Annotated in this window: 14 protein-coding genes and 1 pseudogene; 7 read left to right on the top strand and 8 right to left on the bottom strand. The window is 67.2% G+C overall.

Features of this window, described 5'->3' with window-relative positions; genetic code table 11:
• Nucleotides 1–358: 358 nt before the first annotated feature.
• The 4 genes from IEX49_RS13785 to IEX49_RS13770 all read left to right on the top strand — a co-directional run bounded on the left by IEX49_RS13785 (nucleotide 359) and on the right by IEX49_RS13770 (nucleotide 5,239).
• Nucleotides 359–1,813, top strand: coding sequence for an alanine racemase (locus IEX49_RS13785; RefSeq protein ID WP_188806717.1), 1,455 nt, complete (start codon nucleotides 359–361; stop codon nucleotides 1,811–1,813).
• A gap of 89 nt (nucleotides 1,814–1,902) precedes the next feature.
• Nucleotides 1,903–2,568 (top strand): TetR/AcrR family transcriptional regulator, encoded by a 666-nt coding sequence (locus IEX49_RS13780; RefSeq protein ID WP_188806716.1) that lies wholly within the window; start codon nucleotides 1,903–1,905, stop codon nucleotides 2,566–2,568.
• Nucleotides 2,565–3,572 carry an ABC transporter ATP-binding protein gene (locus tag IEX49_RS13775; RefSeq protein WP_188806715.1) on the top strand — a complete coding sequence of 336 codons (1,008 nt, stop codon included), beginning with the start codon at nucleotides 2,565–2,567 and terminating at the stop codon, nucleotides 3,570–3,572. The genes IEX49_RS13780 and IEX49_RS13775 overlap by 4 nt, the downstream gene beginning before the upstream one ends.
• The gene (locus tag IEX49_RS13770; RefSeq protein ID WP_229672690.1) at nucleotides 3,569–5,239 is read left to right on the top strand and encodes an ABC transporter permease; all 1,671 of its coding nucleotides are present in this window, start codon (nucleotides 3,569–3,571) and stop codon (nucleotides 5,237–5,239) included. Before IEX49_RS13775 ends, IEX49_RS13770 begins: the two co-directional genes overlap by 4 nt.
• 39 nt (nucleotides 5,240–5,278) lie before the next feature.
• Here IEX49_RS13770 and IEX49_RS16915 read toward each other — a convergent pair whose 3' ends face one another.
• Complete coding sequence (locus IEX49_RS16915; RefSeq protein ID WP_229672688.1) at nucleotides 5,279–6,319, bottom strand: PKD domain-containing protein; 1,041 nt, start codon at nucleotides 6,317–6,319, stop codon at nucleotides 5,279–5,281.
• Nucleotides 6,303–6,977, bottom strand: a complete 675-nt coding sequence (locus IEX49_RS17035; protein ID WP_268237722.1) for a DUF6318 family protein — start codon at nucleotides 6,975–6,977, stop codon at nucleotides 6,303–6,305. Before IEX49_RS17035 ends, IEX49_RS16915 begins: the two co-directional genes overlap by 17 nt.
• Before the next feature lie 368 nt (nucleotides 6,978–7,345).
• Here IEX49_RS17035 and IEX49_RS13755 point away from each other — a divergent pair.
• Nucleotides 7,346–8,532: pseudogene (locus IEX49_RS13755) on the top strand (IS3 family transposase).
• Between the two features lie 75 nt (nucleotides 8,533–8,607).
• Here the strand turns inward: IEX49_RS13755 and IEX49_RS13750 are convergent.
• The 3 genes from IEX49_RS13750 to IEX49_RS13740 form a co-directional block, all read right to left on the bottom strand.
• Nucleotides 8,608–11,019, bottom strand: a complete 2,412-nt coding sequence (locus tag IEX49_RS13750) for an ATP-binding cassette domain-containing protein (protein WP_188806713.1) — start codon at nucleotides 11,017–11,019, stop codon at nucleotides 8,608–8,610.
• Nucleotides 11,020–11,105: 86 nt separating this feature from the next.
• On the bottom strand, nucleotides 11,106–11,516 hold the full coding sequence (locus tag IEX49_RS13745) for a VOC family protein (protein WP_188806712.1): 411 nt from the start codon (nucleotides 11,514–11,516) through the stop codon (nucleotides 11,106–11,108).
• Between the two features lie 4 nt (nucleotides 11,517–11,520).
• Nucleotides 11,521–12,078: a helix-turn-helix transcriptional regulator gene (locus tag IEX49_RS13740; protein ID WP_188806711.1), complete on the bottom strand. Its 558-nt coding sequence runs from the start codon at nucleotides 12,076–12,078 to the stop codon at nucleotides 11,521–11,523.
• Between the two features lie 167 nt (nucleotides 12,079–12,245).
• Between IEX49_RS13740 and IEX49_RS13735 the strand changes: the two genes are divergently transcribed.
• Entirely contained in the window at nucleotides 12,246–12,902 is a 657-nt protein-coding gene (locus tag IEX49_RS13735; protein ID WP_188806710.1) for a maleylpyruvate isomerase N-terminal domain-containing protein, read from the top strand.
• Between the two features lie 31 nt (nucleotides 12,903–12,933).
• Here IEX49_RS13735 and IEX49_RS13730 read toward each other — a convergent pair whose 3' ends face one another.
• Genes IEX49_RS13730 through IEX49_RS13720 form a run of 3 tightly spaced genes read right to left on the bottom strand, consistent with a single transcriptional unit; the run spans nucleotide 12,934 to nucleotide 18,002 of the window.
• The gene (locus IEX49_RS13730; RefSeq protein ID WP_188806709.1) at nucleotides 12,934–13,524 is read right to left on the bottom strand and encodes a CG0192-related protein; all 591 of its coding nucleotides are present in this window, start codon (nucleotides 13,522–13,524) and stop codon (nucleotides 12,934–12,936) included.
• Nucleotides 13,525–13,565: 41 nt separating this feature from the next.
• Entirely contained in the window at nucleotides 13,566–15,818 is a 2,253-nt protein-coding gene (locus tag IEX49_RS13725; RefSeq protein ID WP_188806708.1) for an NADPH-dependent 2,4-dienoyl-CoA reductase, read from the bottom strand.
• 9 nt (nucleotides 15,819–15,827) lie between these two features.
• On the bottom strand, nucleotides 15,828–18,002 hold the full coding sequence (locus IEX49_RS13720; RefSeq protein ID WP_188806707.1) for an alpha/beta hydrolase family protein: 2,175 nt from the start codon (nucleotides 18,000–18,002) through the stop codon (nucleotides 15,828–15,830).
• Between the two features lie 75 nt (nucleotides 18,003–18,077).
• On the opposite strand from IEX49_RS13720, the gene IEX49_RS13715 reads away from it, so the two are divergent.
• Nucleotides 18,078–18,572, top strand: a complete 495-nt coding sequence (locus tag IEX49_RS13715) for an NfeD family protein (RefSeq protein ID WP_188806706.1) — start codon at nucleotides 18,078–18,080, stop codon at nucleotides 18,570–18,572.
• Nucleotides 18,573–18,651 lie beyond the last annotated feature (79 nt).

Raw genomic sequence — 18,651 nt, 5'->3', positions numbered from 1 at the left:
GTGTACTGCAAGTGCTCCGCGGCCCGCTCAGAAACCGATCTCCAGCGCTCCGTCATGGGGGAGTCGTCCCAACCGGCGGATTCGCAGAAATCGCCAACATGCCATGGTCTAGTTGACATAATGTAGATTATCGGCGATCTATTCGGGCGGAGAAGGATCGTTGGCGCAAGGTTGCAATGGTCACAGTACGGACAGGTTCGTCGTCACCTACGTGGCGTTCGGGTGGACGGTACTCGTTGGCTCGCCCACCGCTCCGGATAGCGTCCAATCTTGGACACCATCGTTCATCCCACGAGAGTTCTCTCGGCGTCGGGTCCGAAGCGCACCATCGCATCAACACGGAGGGGAAAAGATTCTCATGGGTCGACAGAACACGGTGGGCACGCAGTCCGGCCGGACGTGGAGGCTGGTGACCCCGGTCCTGGGGCTCTCGGCGCTGGCCTTGGCCGGATGTGTGCAGACCGGCAGCGCGGATCTGCAAGTGGAGACCGTGAGCCGCCCGACCGGGTCCGTCGCCCTGACCCCTTCGCACGGCGGGGTGCAGGGTGGCAACCTCGTGCTCGTGGACACCGGCGTCTCCCCCGACGGGCCCGTGACGGCAGCCTTCGGCGACGCCGCCGCCGTCGAGTGCGCCTTCGACGAGGCCTCGGCCCGGCATGCTTGCCTCGCCCCGGAACACGACGTGCCGGGGACCGTCGACGTAGCCCTCAGCGTAGACGGGACCCGCATCGCTGAGACGGCGTCCTATACCTACACGACGAACGGCACGCAGGACATGCCGATCCTGACGGTGGAAACGCAGAACGTGCGCAAGCATGCCGAGGAGATCCGCGCCGGCTTCCCTGAGGATGTCCAGCTGGGCGCCGTCCTGAAGAACGGCGAACCGGTGGACGTGTTCGGCAAGGTCATCAACGATGCCGCCCAGCCCGAATACTTCTTCGTCCCGAAACTGGACGACGCCATCGCTCTCCGGGAAGCCGGCATCGAGTCGAAGATTGCCATCCTGTATGTCTCCCAGATCGAAGACATCCCCCTGATGCTGCACTACGACATCGAGGTCGCAGCCACGGATCCGGCCTGGGTCGCGGCGGCGGAAGAGATCGTGGCAGGAACGGGTGGCACGCTGCGGGTCCACCTCTGGGTCGACACCGGGATGGGCCGGGAGGGTGTCACCCCCGACCAGGCGCTCCCCCTGGCCCGTGCGGTGGAGGAGGCCAAGCACCTGGAACTCACGGGAATCGCCACCCATTTCTCCAGCGTCACGGAACACGATGCAGCCGCCATCCAGGTTGGCGACACCACCAACACCACCGTGGCCCAGAAGACCCGTTTCGACGGTGCCGTGGCGCAGATCAGGGACGCGGGATTGGGACAGGATGCCCTCATCCATGCCGGCGCGAGCGACGTGCTGCTGAACGAACTCGATCCGTTGTACTACGACCTCATGCGGATTGGCGGGATGTTCTTCGGCGGTAGCGCCGAGAACCGAGTCTACTCGTGGACCATGAAACTCCAGCAGGTCAAGACCCTCCCTGCGGGCTGGTGCATCGATTACGGCTGCACTGAGCCCACCCAGGCCCCGAAGAAAGTCGGGGTCATCACCCATGTCCCGGGCAGGGAGACCCAGGTGGTCTTCAGTGTCGGCGGCCAGGAGGTTCCGGTCCTGCTCAACCATCGCAACGTGATCACGCTGGACTTGTCCAATGTCCCGGACGCGGTCGTCGGAGACGAGGTCGTCATCGACTTCAATCCGGACTCCTTCTACATGCTCGATGCCAGCCTGCCCCTGCCGGTGACAACCTCGGGTGGGTGATTGATTGATGGACCAGGCAGAGGGCTGCTTCTCCCCCGGTCACTCTCAACCCTTGACGTGGTTTTGAACAGACGTTTAATGTTCTGAACATGCGTTCAGTATCCGATGATCAGACCACCAAGGCACGGATCCGGGACGCTGCCATCCTGCGGTTCGCCCAGGACGGTCTGGACGCCCCGCTGCGCTCCATCGCCTCTGACGCCGGCGTCAGCGCGGGGCTGATCATGCACCACTTCGGTTCCCGCGCCGGGCTGCGCCGCGCCTGTGACGACTATGTCCAGGCGTCCATCCGGGACAACAAGGCGAAACTGATGGTGCCCGCCGGCGCACCCGCGGCGATGTTGGCCCAATTGGCCCAGCTCGAGGGCTACGCCCCTCTCGTCGGCTACATCCTGCGCTGCTTGCAGAGCGGTGGTGAGCTCACGAGTCGGCTTGTCGAAGGGATGGTGGCAGATACGGTCGATTACCTCAGGGAAGGCGTGCGCGCGGGCACCGTCTCCCCCAGTCGGGACGAAGCCGCCAGGGCACGCCTGCTCACCGACTTCGCACTCGGGTCCCTGCTGCTGAACCTTCCCGCGGGGAAAGACCCCCTCATCCTGGCCGAGTTGCCGGCCTGGTTTGCCGCGTACGTGGATCGTATCCTCCAGCCCACCCTAGAGGTTTTCACGGAACCGCTCCTCACAGACTCCACCCTGTTGGATGCCTACCTTGAGGGACAAGGCTCCGCCCAGAGCACCGAAAGGACCACATCATGACCTCCCAACCAGCCACGCCAGCGATCACTGTCGAAGCGAAGGGCCTGGTCAAGACCTTCGGATCTACCCGGGCCCTCGACGGCTTCGATCTGGACGTGCCCGCTGGCCAGGTCACGGGTTTCCTCGGCCCGAACGGTGCCGGCAAGTCAACCGCGATCCGGATCCTGCTGGGCCTGCTCCGAGCTGATTCCGGCACGGCCCGAGTCCTGGGTCAGGATGCCTGGTCGGACCAGGTCGCCATTCACCGTCGGCTCGCCTATGTCCCCGGCGACGCGAGCCTGTGGCCCAACCTGACCGGCGGTGAGGCCATCGACGTGCTGGCCCGACTGGGTGGCCAAGAACACCGTCGGGAGGGCAAGCGTGCGAACAGCGTCCGCCGCGAGGAACTGCTCGAACGCTTCGAGTTGGATCCGACCAAGAAGGCACGCACGTACTCCAAGGGCAATCGTCAGAAGGTGGCCCTCGTCGCCGCACTGGCTTCCGATGCCGAGTTGTTCGTCTTCGACGAACCCACGTCCGGGCTGGACCCCTTGATGGAGGCCGTTTTCCAGGCCGAGGTTCGTTCCCTGCGGGATGAGGGCAAGACCGTGCTGCTGTCCAGCCACATCCTGGCCGAGGTGGAGAAGCTTTGTGACACGGTCACGATCATCCGTGCGGGAAAGGCGGTGGAAAGCGGCACCCTGGACGAGTTGCGTCATCTGACCAGGTCCACGGTGAACGCCACCCTCGACGCCGGCCCGCCGGCTACCGCAGGACGGTCCGAGATGCATGGGCTGGATGGGCTTGAGGGCATCCACGACCTCGCCATCGATCAGGGGCGCGTCCGCTTCGACGTCGACCACCACCACCTGACCCGGGTGCTCGGCGTACTGGCCGATGCCGGAGTGCAGAACCTGACGATCGCACCGCCGTCGTTGGAGGATCTCTTCCTGCGTCACTACGGCGATGGGGGCGAGGACCGAGACCGCCAACCTGAGCAGGGCCAGCGGGAGGGATCACGATGACGGCGCTCGGCCGGCGTCGTCCTCTCAGGGCGGGCCCCGCCCACGCGGCGCCGAAGGCCGGTTCCCCGTTCACCGGTACTGGCGCGCTGCTGAGGCTCAACCTCCGACTCGACCGGGTCCGTATCCTCCTCTGGACGGTCGCGGTGGGGCTCGGCGTCTACGGATCGGTGTACTCGCTGGACCAGGCCTTCACCACCGAAGAGGCCATCCAAGCGCGCGGTGCCCTGCTGACCAACCCGGCCACCATCATGATGACCGGGCCGGCCTTCGCTGCGGACGACTACACCTTCGGCGCCATGGTGGCCAACGAACTCAGCCTCTACGTGTTCCTCACTGCCGCCATCATGGCCATCCTCCTGGCAGTCCGCCACACCCGCGCGGAGGAGGAATCCGGCCGCTTGGAAATGATCCGAGCCCTTCCAGTCGGCCGCTTCGCTCCAGCCGCTGCGGCCGTCGCGACCGTGGCACTGGCCTGCTTCCTCGTCGGTGCGGCCACCACCCTGGGGTTGGTATCCGTCGGCCATGAGGACCTGGGGCTGGACAGTTCGTTGGCCCTCGGTGCCGGTACCGCCCTGACAGGTATGGTCTTCGCTGCCCTAGCCACTGTGGCCGCCCAACTGACTGAGCACGCCCGCAGCGCCACAGGCATGGCCATGGCGGGAGTTGCCGTGGCCTACCTGCTCCGAGGCGTGGGCGACGTGATCGAGAACACCGGTTCCTGGCTGTCCTGGTTCTCCCCCTTCGCCTGGGCCCAACAGACTCGGCTCTTCGTGGACCTGCGTTGGTGGCCGCTGGCCGTGTCCCTTGCCGTGATCGTCGTCCTGTTCGCGCTGGCCATCGCCCTGTCCCACTGGCGTGATCTCGGTGCCGGACTGCGTCCGGCACGACGCGGACCGGCGACGGCGGCCGGCGGCTTGCACTCCACCGCCGGCCTGGCCGGGCGTCTCCAGCGGTCCTCGGCCCTAGCGTGGGGCGTCGGCGTGTTCTTCTTCGCCATCGCGATGGGCTCCCTGGCCAACTCGCTCGACGGCATGCTGGAGGAGAACCCGGCTCTCGCCGAGTGGATCGCCGTGGACGGTACGGACCTGACCGCGGAGTTCGCCGCGGTCATCCTGTCCTTCGTGATGATCGCGCCGCTGATTCTGGGTGTCTCCGGCATCCTGGCCCTGCAGGGTGAGGAGTCCACCGGTAGATCGGAACTGCTGCTCGTCTCCGGCCGCACGCGTTCCGGCTATTTGGCGGGGTGGTCCGTCACGGTGATCATCCAGGTCGCCGTTCTCACCCTGCTCGGAGGCGTCGGAGTCGGCGTGGGGGTCTGGGCGGGCACCGGGGATGCGCACTGGGTCGGGGAGATGGCCGTCGCCGCCGCGGCCTACCTCCCGGCATTGCTCGTGGCCGCCTCACTGGCCCTGGCCCTGTTCGGATTCCTGCCGCGGTGGACTTTGCTCGCCTGGCTGTTCGTCGTGTGGATCGCGCTGGCCCTGTTCCTCGGTGACCTGCTTCAACTGCCGGACTGGGCCCTGGATCTCTCGCCCTTCACACACACGCCGGCCCTACCCGGGCAGGACGCCGAGGCGGCCCCGTTGCTGGCGATGACGGCCATCGCCGTGGCGCTCACTGCCATGGGATTCTGGGGCTACCGCCGCCGAGACCTCCAGTCCCGATAACGCGGCGGTCGCTCTCATATCCCCTGTGTTAGAGCTTGACTACCCGTCGACGAAGGGGTTGCCGCAGGCCCAGCCTTGCGGGTTCTCGTGGCAGTCCTCGGCGACGTTCTTGGACGTGGACCGCCAGATGTCCGCGGTAACCGGTTCGCTCGGGACCTCAGCGGTGCCCGGGATCGCGATCCACGGGCCATCGTTGACGGAGAACTGCCCCCGGTAGGACGTGGTCAGCCCCACTGCGTATTGGCCGGTGTCCTCGTAGACGTGGCTGGTGGTGGTCTCTTGGTTGAACTCCACCTGCGGCCCACCCGGGTACGGATTCGACAGGGGCTCCGAGCCGTCCCCGTAGTCCCAGGTCCACTGCACCGGAACCGCCTGAATCGCCACCTGCTGACCCAACATCGTGGTGGTCAACGTCTGGTCCTCCTCGGTCGCGAAGAAATTCGTGTTCCCACGAATCAGACCAAAGCCACCGGAATCAGACTCAATCTCGGACGGGGCAATATCCAAAGCACGGAAATCAGCCAACGTCACCACCGGCATCGGCGGTGCATCCGGAGCCCCGGAAGCGGGGTCTGATATGACCGGCTCGGCAGGATCCGAACAAAACTGCTGACCCACCCTTTCGAGGGCCTCGAAATCATTCGCCGGGTACTGCGCCCTGACCATCCACTGACTGCCGGACTCCGCGCAGGCAGCTTGCTCGGCTTCCATGCAATCCAACATCGCAACGCCTTCGATATTCGTGCAGTAGAGCTGAGTGATCGTGATGATTCGGTCCGGATCTTCGATTTCGTTAGGCTTCGTCGATCCGCCTGCCCCGGCCTCAGCACTCTCGTTGCCCGAAGCCGGTCGAGCTCCATGCGACGGTTGCTGCGTAGATTCAACCGGGACTTCCCCACCGACTCCAATTTCAGGGTCGTTTTCATAGTCGGAATCACCGCAGAACACACCGTCACAAGCCTGGTCAGTTGCCTGCCCGGCTGGAACCGCAACAACGGCAAGTAGCAATGTGAGGACAATCGGAATCAGAACGATCCTTTTACCTTCAGTCATTTCTGCAACCTCACCCTTGCGGTTCAAGGCCTTCGAGTTTCCACAGCTGGTCCTCCTCATCAAACACTGCAGAGATTGCCCAAGGTCGATCGTCGGACCCATCCCCAGAACCGCCCGGCGACCCGTTCGGCTGGTAAATCTGACTCGGTGATTCAGAGACAACGATTGCCCCGGTTCCACCCAAACCGCCATTATCGATGTTGGTGAATTGGACCTCTACTTCAGTAGGGCCAGTCTCCGCCCAGCCCCTCAGCTCGTAGATCTCAGTCCATCTGTTCCGTTGACTCTGACAGAGATCACAGTTACTCGTGGACACTTCATCGATGTGTGTCGAATCACCCGTTGCGCGGAGAAAGTCCCCCGCCTCCCACCAGTATTTGATTGCGGCTTCGAGGCCTTCTTGAGTTGGTTCCTTTGCCGCGTCGGGCATCTCAGGCACCGGCACGTTCTTGGCCGGAGAGGTCTCGGTCGCCGGCTCATACGATCCCGAGGCGGACGAACTCGGCGACGCACTCGATGAATCATCGGATGAGGCGGATTCACTCGACACCGATGTGGCACTGGGCGCAGCGGAGGACGACTCCCGCTCTCCCCCATCCCCGGAGCACCCGGCCAACACCAAACCCACGGTGACAACACCAGCCAGGCCAGCCAGTCGGACAGGACGATTCACCGGATCGGTCATGCAGACCCCTCCCTCAGGGCCACAGGGCCACCGACCACGAACCCGGAAACCAACTCATTCCCAGACGAGGCAGTACGCCGTCCCCACGGCTTGCCAACACGCATCAACACTCATCAACACTCCAACCCAGCCAGATCCCGCCTGCCAGGCTCCCGACCAGTCTAAACAGACCCCCATGAACCACGTCACAGATATCCACAACATCAGCACGCCGACGGATGACGCCGCAAACCCCCGGCGCAATTCTGGGCACTCCTCCGGAACGCAATGACCGGCAGGGAGCGCAACGGCGGTATGGCCTGCTCTAGAGATTTCGGACAGTGGACCCCCGTAAAATCGGGGGACTACTGAAACGAGGAATCAGCAGTATGACTGCATCACGACGGCGGTTCAGCCAGGAGTTCAAGGACGAGCTGTGCCGGGAGGTCGTCTCCACGTCCAAGACGATCAAGGCAGTGGCCGATGAATACGGCGTCGGCGCCGAGACCCTGCGGAACTGGCTGAAGAAGTACCGCACCGAGCACACCAGCCAGGAGACCGCCGGGGTGCTGACCTTGGATGAGCGGGCCAGACTGCGTGAGCTCGAGAAAGAGAACCGGGAACTGAAGGCCGAGGCCGCGTTCCTAAAAAAAGCAGCAGCATACTTCGCGCGGGAGCCACGGTAGTGGCGAAGTATGAACTCATCGATTCCCAGGCCACCGAATCCGGTGCACCGGCGATCGAGCGGATGTGCCGGTGGCTGTAGGTCTCCCGGTCCGGTTTCTACCACTGGCGGTCCCGTCCGGTCTCGGCCACCGCGTCCCGCCGGGACGCCTTGGCCGCTCGGGTCAGGCACTTCTTCGAAGCCTCCGAGGGCACGTACGGGTATCGGCGGATCCACGCCGACCTGGCTGCCGAGGGCACCGAGTGCTCGGCGGAACTGGTCCGCCAGATCATGCGCCAGGAGTCGCTGGTGCCGTGTCAGCCGCGCCCGTTCCGTACCACCACGGTGGCGGACGCCCTGGCGGCCGCGTCGATGCCGGATTTGGTGGAGCGGGACTTCACCGCTGATCGGCCGGGGGTGAAGTTCGTCGGGGATATCACGTACATCCACACCTGGCAGGGGTTCGTCTATCTGGCCACGGTCATCGACTGCTACTCGAGGAAGGTCGTCGGCTGGGCGATCGATGACCACATGCGCGCCGAACTGGTCGAGACCGCCCTGACCAACGCGGCGGAATCCACGCTCATCGCCCCGGACGCGATCTGGCACTCGGACCGCGGCGCCCAGTACACCTCGGCCTCGTTCCGGGCCCTGGTGGCCTCTCTGGGGATGCGCTCGAGCATGGGGCGAACCGGGGTGTGCTGGGACAACGCCGCCGCGGAGAGCTTCTTCTCGGCGTTGAAGAACGAGCGCGTCTACCGGACCGTGTACGCCACCAAGGCCCAGGCACGGCGGGATGTCATCCGCTACATCGAGGGCTTCTACAACAGTCGCCGGCGCCATTCCGCGCTCGATTACCGGCGACCCAACGAGGTCCACTACAGTTACCAACCGCTGGAAACGGCAGCGTAGAGAAACCACCCTATCCGCTGTCCGAAATCTCCGAAGCAGCCCAGTACTGGTAGTCGGCAGCCGACTACCTGGCGTCTATGACCCGACGTACTCGGCCAGGTGCCGCCCGGTCAAGGTCTCGCGCCGGGTTCCTGCCCCGGACACCAAGTCGGCCGGCGTGCCCTCGAAGACGATCTGGCCGCCGTCGTGCCCGGCACCCGGGCCCAGGTCGACGATCCAGTCGGCATGCGCCATGACCGCCTGGTGGTGCTCGATGACGATCACGGTCTTGCCCGAGTCCACGAGGCGGTCCAGCAGGCCCAGGAGATTCTCGACGTCGGCCAGGTGCAGGCCGGTGGTCGGCTCATCGAGGATGTAGACCTCGCCCTTCTCCCCCATCTCGTTCGCCAGCTTGAGCCGCTGCCGCTCGCCACCGGACAATGTGGTGAGGGGCTGTCCCAGCTTCAGGTACCCGAGCCCGACGTCGGCCAGGCGCACCAGGATCTTGTGGGCTGCGGGAAGGCGGGCCTCACCTTCGGCAAAGAAGTCCTCGGCCTGGGCCACGGACATGCCGAGGACTTCGGCGATGTTCAGGCCGCCGTCGGGACCGAAGCGGTACTCCAGGACCGCGGCCTGGTAACGCTGTCCGTCGCAGTCCTGGCAGGTGGAGGCCACCGTGGACATGAAGCCCAGTTCGGTGTAGATCACGCCCGCACCTTTGCAAGTGGGGCAGGCGCCTTCGGAGTTGGCGCTGAACAGGGCCGGCTTGACCCCGTTGGCCTTGGCGAAGGCCTTGCGGATCGGCTCCAGCAGGCCGGTGTAGGTGGCCGGGTTGGACCGGCGGGAGCCCTTGATGGCGGACTGGTCCACTACCACCACTCCCTCATGGCCGGCCACCGAACCGTGGATCAGCGAGCTCTTGCCGGAGCCGGCCACCCCGGTGACGGCCACCAGCACGCCCGTGGGCAGGTCGACGTCGACGTCCTGCAGGTTGTTGGTGTCCGCCCCGCGGACCTCGAGGTGACCAGACGCGGTCCGCACCGACTCCTTGAGGCGGGCACGGTCGTCCAGGTGCCGTCCGGTGAGGGTGTCCGAGGCGCGCAATCCGTCCAGGTCGCCCTGGAAGGTGATCTGGCCGCCGTCGGTCCCGGCGCGCGGGCCGAGGTCCACCACATGGTCGGCGATCTGGATGGTCTCCGGCTTGTGCTCGACCACCAGGACGGTGTTGCCCTTGTCCCGCAGTTCGAGCAACAGCTGGTTCATCTTCTCGATGTCGTGCGGGTGCAAGCCGATCGTGGGCTCGTCGAAGACGTAGGTGACATCGGTCAGTGAGGAGCCGAGGTGACGGATCATCTTCGTGCGCTGGGCCTCGCCCCCGGACAGCGTGCCGGCGGGGCGGTCGAGGCTGAGGTAGCCCAGGCCGATGTCCACGAACGAGTCCAGGGTGTCGGTGAGGTTCTTCAGCAACGGTGCAGCCGCCGGCTGGTCCAGTTCTCGGAGCCACACGGCGAGGTCGGAGATCTGCATCGCGCACACCTCTGCGATGTTCTTGCCGTTGATCCGCACCGAGCGGGCCTCTTCGGCCAGCCGGGTACCCGCGCAATCCGGGCACGTGGTGAAGGTGACGGCCCGGTCCACGAAGCGGCGGATGTGCGGTTGCATGGCATCCCGGTCCTTGACCAGCATGGACTTCTGGATCTGCGGGATCAAGCCGAGGTAGGTCAGGTTGATGCCCTCCACCTTGATCTTGGTGGCCTCGCGGTACAGCAAGTCATGCAGCTGCTTCTTGGTGTATTTCTTAATCGGCTTGTCCATGTCGAAGTAACCGGAGCCCTCGAAGATCCGGCCGTACCAGCCGTCCATGGAATAGCCGGGTATCGTCAGCGCCCCCTCGCGGAGGGACTTCTCCTCGTCGTAGAGGGCGGTGAGGTCGAAGTCGGTGACCGAGCCGCGGCCCTCGCAGTGCGGGCACATCCCGCCCAGGATGTTGAAGCTGGCCTTCTCCGCGATGGTCTTGCCGCCGCGCTGCACCGTGATCGCTCCGGAACCCGAGGCCGAGGGCACGTTGAAGGAGAAGGCGTTGGGCGGGCCGATGTGGGGCTCGCCGACGCGGCTGAACAGGACGCGCAACATGGCGTTGACGTCGGTGGCCGTGCCCAGGGTGGACCGTGGGTTGGCGCCCATCCGCTCCTGGTCCACGATGATCGCGGTGGTCAAACCCTCGAGGACATCCACCTCGGGGCGGTCCATGGACGGCATGAACCCCTGCACGAACGCCGAATACGTCTCATTGATGAGCCGCTGCGATTCGGCCGCGATGGTGCCGAAGACGAGCGAGCTCTTGCCGGACCCGGACACCCCGGTGAAGACCGTCAGCCGTCGCTTGGGCAAATCGACGCTGATGTCCTTCAGGTTGTTCTGCCGTGCGCCGACCACGCGGATCGTGTCATGGGCATCGGCCACGTGGCCTGGTGCAGCTTCGGTGGACTGGCCGGTGGACGTGCTCATGTGGGCTCCGATGCGGGATGTGGGTGGACAGGAACATGGTGAGCGTAGTGCTGGGACGAGATGCCCGACGCGCTGGTGCGGTGGGTTCAGCTGGACTGCTGGACGCGAACCATATTCCCGGATGGATCACGGAAGGCGCAATCACGGAGGCCGTACGGCTGCTCGATGGGCTCCTGGACCACGTCCGCACCGCCGGCCTGGACCCGCTCGAAGAAGCCGTCCAGATCGTCGGTGGCGAGGTTGATGCCGGCGTAGGTGCCCTTCGCCATCATCTCGGTGATGGCCTGGCGCTCGGCCTCGCTGAGTCCCGGATCCACTGCCGGCGGGGTGAGCACGATGGCCGTATCCGGTTGGTCGGCCGGACCGACCGTGATCCACCGCATGGTTCCCTGACCGACGTCGAGGCGCACCTCGAATCCGAGCAGGTCACGGTAGAAGGCCAGGGAGGCCTCCGGGTCAGTGTGGGGCAGGAAGCTGGAGTGAATGGTGATGGTCATGGGTTCAGCGTAGGACTCGGCCGGATGCGGGCGCTTCTTCATTCCTGACCGGATTTCCCGCCGAGTCCCCCACCAGGTTCCCCACCAGGTTCCCCACCAGGTTCCCCGGCTCCTTCCGCAACGGCCGGGTGGCGTGCCGCACCACGCAGGTGGGCAGCCCGTCCGGGTCGCGGGAGGCACGGTCGCGGTACTCGCTCGGTGGCATGCCCACCAGCTCGGAGAAGCGGGTGCTGAAGGTGCCTAGGGAGGAGCTGCCCACCTCGAAGCAGACCTCCGTGACGCTCAAACCCCCACGGCGCAGCAAGGACATCGCCCGCTCGATCCGCCGAGTCATCAGGTAGGAGTAGGGAGATTCGCCGTAGGCCCTCTTGAACAGCCGGCTCAGGTGGCCTGCGGACATGGCCTCACCGCGGGCCAGAGCCTCCACGTCGAGCGGCTCGCGATACTCCCGGTCGATCCGATCCCGCACCCTCCGGAGGCGCACCAGGTCCTCCACCGGGATCCGGCGGCTGGCAGAGCCTGAGGTACTGGGCGCGGTGGTAGGCGCCGAGCGGGAGATCATCGTCACCATTCTGTCAGGCGCTTGGCCCAGCGTCCCGGCGTTCAGCATGCACTATCCGGGTGTCTCCCGGCAGATCCAGCGCGACCCCCGGATTTCGGCATGACCGATCTGAAAGCCCCGTGCCCGGCTCTGGTGACGTAGGGGGCGTCGATGCCACACTGTGGGCCATGGCGACCACCCCGGAACAAGTCGGCCCGGACCGTGAGACGATCGAGCACTACCGAGCGGCCTCGGCGGCCTTCCTGGAAACCTGCCGCGGCATCACCGACTGGGAGGCGCCCGGACTGGGCGTGTGGACGGTTCGGTCCCTGGCTGGCCACACCAATCGCTCCCACACCAATGTGACCCGCTACGTCGCGGCTGGACCGGAGCCCGGTGCAGTCCCCGTCGACGGGCCCGTTGGATACTTCGCCGCGTTCTGGGCGCCCCAGCCGGGACGGAACGCCAGTGACGACGAGGAGGTCGCCGAGCGTGGCCGGCAGGCAGGCGAGGCCCTCGGACAGGAGCCGCTGTCCGTCATCGAACGGGACCGCGCCGAGGTGCTGGCCCTCCTCGAATCCACGGCACCGGACGTTGAACTGCGCACGCCGGCGGGCACCATGACCCTGGCGGGCTACCTGGCCACGCGGATCTTCGAGCTGGCGGTGCACACCGTGGACCTGGCGCGCGCCACCGGGCAGACGATGCCCGCAGCATTGGATCCCGTGGTGCCGCGAGTGGTGCGGCTTGCCGCCGATCTCGCGGTCGCCCGGGGTGCGGGCGTGGTGGTCGCGGAGGCTCTGACGGGCCGTGGGCCACTCTCGGACGGATTCACCGTCCTCTGACCGGCGCTCCTCGACCGTGCCCGGCGTCGGCTCAGGCGGGCTCGTCCGTGTTGAGGCTGAAGATGATGCCGCTGCCGCCGGGCCAGGTGGCCCACAGCCGGCGTGACTCGGCGAGGTGTTCGGAGCCGGCGGTCTCCGGGTCGGAGACCACCCGGTGGACCTGGACCCGTCCCGGCTCGTCGGGCAAGGGACCCAGGACGGTCACGCTGACCTCGTCGGCCTCGTGGCCGATGTACTGGCCGTCCTCCTCATAGAGATGCACCTCGGCCTGCTGCTGCAGTCCATCGAGGGCCCGCTGGAAGCAGGCGGTGGCCACCGGGTCCGCCATGGCGTCGTAGACCCAGCGCTGGCCAAGCACGGAGTGGTCCACGGTGCCGATCAGGTAGGGCTCCGCGCCCTCGAGCGGGGCTCCGCGGTAGGACATAGGCACGTGCAGGACCTGGTCGCTGCCCTCCCGGTGAACCAGATGTCCCTCGACTCCCACCTCGCCGTCCGGATCGTCATAGCGGTAGGAGCCGACCCTGACCAGCTCCCCCTCACCGGACCACGGTTGCTGGGCCAGCCAGGACTCCAGGAGCTCCTGCTTCGAGGGCACCAGGGTTGCTTGGTAGACGGTAGCCATGGGCCCCAGTGTACGGGGAGGCCGGGAGGACTCGCAGGCCGTCAGAGCGCCGCCGCCACCCGCGTCGCCTGCTCGATGGCCCGCTTGGCGTCCAACTCCGCGGCCACATCGGCTCCGCCGAGGAGCACGACGTCGGCTCCGGCGGCCTCCAACGCGCCATACAGTTCGCGCTGGGAGACCTGACCGGCACACACCACCACGTCGTCCACCTCGAGGACGCGGCGGGCGCCGTCGATATCCAGGTGGAGGCCGTCGTCGTCGATTCTGACGTAGCTGGCACCGGTGATGAAGTCGACACCGCGGGCCTTCAGGGCCGCGCGGTGGACCCAGCCCGTGGTCTTGCCGAGGCCCGCCCCCATCTTGGTGGTCTTGCGCTGGATGAGGTGGACGGCCCGCGCCGGTGCCTCTGGCCTCGCCGCTGCCAGGCCGCCGCGTCCGGAGAACTCCGGGTCCACACCCCATTGCCGCTGCCAGTCCTCAAGGGGTTGGGCGCCGAAGGGCGTGCCGGGCTCCGGCCGGCCTCGGTGCGCCCCGTGCTCCCGACCTTCGCGGGCCTCCTGACCGTCCCGGTCTCCTTGACCGTCCCGGTCCTCCCGGTGCGGCTCGGTGAGCAGTTCGGACACGTCGAAGCCGATGCCGCCGGCGCCGATGACCGCCACGCGCGGACCGCACTGCACCCGGCCACCCACCACATCCGGATAGGAATGCACGTTGGGCCGGTCCGCCCCGGGAAGGTCCACGGTGCGGGGCACCACCCCGGTGGCCAACAGGATGCGGTCGTACCCGCCGTCGAGCAGCTCGGTGGCGGTGACTCGGTGGGCCAGGCGCAGATTCACCCCGGTCTCGAGGAGTTGCTGTTCGAAGTAGCGCAGGGTCTCGGCGAACTCCTCCTTGCCGGGGATCCGCCGGGCGAGACGGAACTGTCCGCCGATGGTGTCCGAGGCTTCGAACAGGTCCACCTCGTGGCCTCGGGCAGCGGCCTGGGTGGAGGCGGCCAGCCCTGCCGGCCCAGCGCCGACGACGGCCACGCGCAGTGCCGTTGTCCGGGCGCGGACGGCGCCTACGGGGGCTGAGTCACGGTGCGGGGCAGGGGCCGGATGACCCGTGGCCACCGAGGCCAATGGCAGGAGGGCTCGTTTCGGCAGCGGGGGGAACGCGGGATCGGTCTCCCGGCCGGCGCGCGGGTTGACCAGGCAGGAGGCGGGCTTGTTCTGGAACGTGTGGTCCAGGCAGGCCTGGTTGCAGCCGATGCAGGAGTTGATCCGTTCCGGCGTTCCGGCATCCGCTTTCACCACCCAGTCCGGATCGGCGAGGAACGGCCGGGCCATGGTGATCAGGTCGGCCCGGCCCTCGGCCAGGATCTGCTCCGCGGTGTGGGGCATGTTGATGCGGTTCGAGGTGGCGACGGGTACCGAGACCGCCTCCCGGATGCGGGCCGTGAAGTCCGCGAACGCGGCGCGCGGTACCGAGGTAACGATGGTGGGCACCCGCGCCTCATGCCAGCCGATTCCGGTGTTCAGCAGGCTCACGCCCGCCCGCTCGAGTTCCCGCGCCAGGTCCAGGGTCTCCTGAAGGGTCTGGCCGTCCGGGACCAGATCCACCATGGACATCCGGAACGTGATGATGAAGTCCTCGCCGGCGGCGTCGCGGATGCGGCGGACGATCTCCGTGGCGAAGCGGCGGCGCCGGGCAGCCGAGCCACCCCACGCATCGGTGCGGGAGTTGGTCCGGGGTGAGAGGAACTGGTTGATCAGGTACCCCTCGGAGCCCATGATCTCCACGCCGTCATACCCGGCCTGGCGGGCGTAGCCGGCAGACCGGACAAAGGCCTCGATGGTACGCTCCACGGCCCGGGTGGAGAGGGCTCGAGGCGTGAACGGGGTGATGGGGGACGGGGACGCTCCGGGGGCGGCCGAGAACGGGTGGTAGGCATAACGGCCGGCGTGCAGGATCTGGAGGACGATCCGCCCGCCCTCGGCGTGCACCGCATCGGTGATGACCCGATGGGTGGTGGCATCCCGCCTTGAGCGCATGGTCCCGGCGAAGGGCGTCAGACGCCCCGTGAAGTTGGGTGCGTAGCCCCCGGAGACGATCAGGCCCACTCCCCCGCGGGCCCGCTCGGCGTAGAACGCGGCCAGCTTGGCCGCGTCGGCACGCCGATCCTCGAGGCCCAGGTGCATGGAGCCCATGATGATCCGGTTCGGCAAGGTGCCCCCGCGGACCTCGAGAGGTCGGAACAGGTGCGGGTACGGCGAGGAAGGACTGGCCGGGGAGGTCTCGGCGGAGAGGGTCATGCGTCGATACTACTGGTCAGTAACTTGTCTGGCGAGGTGCCGGTCCCACCACCGGAGGATGTGGTCGAAGCGTGCCCGCCGATGCCAGGGGGTGCCGGAGCGGGACAACTCGTGGTCCTCTCCCGGAAAGATGAGCAGTTCCGCCTCCACTCCCTGGGCCCACAGGGCCTGGTAATAGCGCTGCGCATGCTCGATCGGGCAGCGCAGGTCCTCCTCCGAGTGGATCACCAGGGTGGGGGTGCGCACCCGGTCCACGTGGTGCATCGGACTCTGCTGCCGCATCTGTTCCAGATCCGAGCCCATGTACTGCTCGCTGAAGAACCAGCCGATGTCGCTCGAACCCAGCGCCGAGACAGGGTCCAGGTAGCCACGTTCCACGATGGCAGCGGTGAACCGGTGGTCATGGGCGGTGATCCACGCGGTCATGTAGCCGCCATAGGACCCGCCCTGGATGCCGATCCGGCTGGCGTCCAGCTGGCCGCTGCCCTCAGGCCCGAACTCCTCGAGCGCCCCGTCCAGGAAGGCAATGATGTCCTGATGGTCGACCGTCCCCAGGCGCCCCTGGATGGAGGCCCCATGATCCGCGCCGTAGCCGTCGGCTCCGCGGGGATTGCACATCACCACGGCATATCCTGCGGCCACGAGCACCTGGGTCTCGTCGAACCAGGACCAGGTGTACTGCGCGTACGGTCCGCCGTGGATGTTGAGGATGACAGGGTGCGGCCCCGGGCCCTCTGGCAGGAACACCCAGCCGTGGACGGCGGGCTGGTCCGGACGAGGATCACCCGGATCACCCGGACCGCCGTACTCGCGCTCCAGTCCGGCGACGGGCGGGAGGTCCGCACGCCAGGCGGCGTTCGGGTCGAAGAGCTCCTGGAGACCGCTGCCCCGGTGCTGGATGCCCACCCTGCCCGGAGAAACCGCACTCGTGGAGGAGACTGCGACAGTGCCGCCCGCCTCGCAGGCCCCGGTCACCTCACCGTGCTGGTCCACGAGCACCTCGGGGTTGCCGTGGTGGGACACCTGCACCAGCACGGTCCTGCCGCGGCTCGCCCCCAACGCCAGCACCTGGTCCTGGCCGGAGGGCCGCAAGGGGCCGGCGTAGCCCATGGCCGCCGGATCCGTCAGCAGCCGCGGTTGCAGGCCAGCCGCAGGACGGTCCCATCCGGGCGTGGCCTCCCGTACGGCGTCGGCCGCCGGGAGGGCATACACGGCGCCGTTGGATGCCACGAACTCCAGTCCGGACTCCCCCAGGTCCTGGCCCAGCAGATAGAGCCACTCCCCGTTCCCGGAGACGCACGGGGACCCGAACCCGACGCGCACCTCGGTGCCGCCGGCCACGAGGCGCACGGGGCCGGCGTCGGGCTCTGCCGGAGCCCCAGAGCCCGCCGGTCGCGGCATCTCGGCAGTACCGCGGCGCGCCTCCACCACGGCGACGGCGGTACGCAGGCTCTGCCCGAATCCCATCTCCGGGGTGGTCGCGAAGAAGACATGTCGGCTGTCCGCGGCATAGACGGGATCAGAGGCGGCCCGCTCTCCCTCGGTCAGGGGACGCGCCGCGGGCACCGCAGGCGGCCCGGCCTTCGAGTCCTGAGACTCCGCCAACCGGCCCACGGCCGCGAAGACCGGCTCGCCATTCGGATCGGGCACCTCGATCTCGAACAGTCGGGGACGCTTGTCCGCCGTGTACCCCTCCCCGTTCTGCCGGTGATCCGGGCCCGTCACCAGACGCGGATCCTCCTGCCCTGGCCCGACGCCGGCCACGGTCCCATAGCGGCCCGGTTCCGGTTCCGGAGAGGAGAACGTGATCCAGCGGGAGTCCGGAGACCAGGCGAAACCCGTGACGCCCAGCCGACGATCAGTGACGATCCGGCCCTCGCCGCCGTCCAGCGGGATGAGGACCAATTGTGGAGCGGACGGTGTCCGGGAGTCGGTACCGGGCGCCGGAGAGCGTAGGAACGCCACGGTGGTGCCGTCCGGGGACAGCTGCGCCCCGGAGTCCCGGTAGCCCTGGGTGAGGCGCCGCGGCGGGGACGAACCGTCCGTGGGCATGACCCACAACTGGCCGGTGTAGCCGTCCGTCCTGAAGTCCGGTCGGGACGTGCCGACCACCAGTCGGCCGCCGTCCGGGGTCAGCGTCGGCGCATCCATGGTGGTGAGGAGATCCAGTTGATCAGGTCGCATGTCCATAACCTACGTTGTCCCCCGCCCGTTGAGCAGGCAGGATGGGGGGGGAGAAGGCTAATCGAGGAGGCCGCAGTGTTCGAATGGGTGGGTGACAACCTGTGGGTGCTGTGGCTGAGCCTGGCCGTCGTGTTCGCCGTCGTCGAGACCATGGTGCTGGACCTGGTCTTCCTCATGCTGGCCGCGGGTTCCGCCGCCGCGCTGGCCACCGCCCTCGTGGGCGGCGAGGCCTGGTTGCAGATCGTGATGTTCGCCGGCGTCTCCCTGCTGATGCTCGCGGCCGTCCGGCCCACGGCGCTGAAGCACCTGAAGAAGGGCACAGCGGACCAATTGACCAATGTGGACTCGATGCCCGGCCGCACCGTGGTGGTCCTGGAGGACACCGGATCCACCGCCGGACTGGCGAAGATCGACGGTGAGACCTGGACGGCACGCTCGGCCACGGGCGTGACCATCCCTGCCGGCAACGAAGCGGAGATCGACGAGGTGGACGGCGCCACGCTGATCATCCACCCGAAGGCCGCCATTGACTGGGATTCCGGCACCGCTGGACTCCCTGAAGGAACCTGACGCCGCGACCGCCGCGGCACAACGTCTGCACCACCAGCAGACTCACAACGCGGTCCGAACGGGGCCGCAGGAGGGAGCA

This window comes from Citricoccus zhacaiensis (assembly GCF_014645315.1).
GTDB classification, from domain to species: Bacteria; Actinomycetota; Actinomycetes; order Actinomycetales; family Micrococcaceae; genus Citricoccus; species Citricoccus zhacaiensis.
Note: the sequence above shows the minus strand (reverse complement) of the source record. Positions and strands in the feature narration are given on the sequence as shown.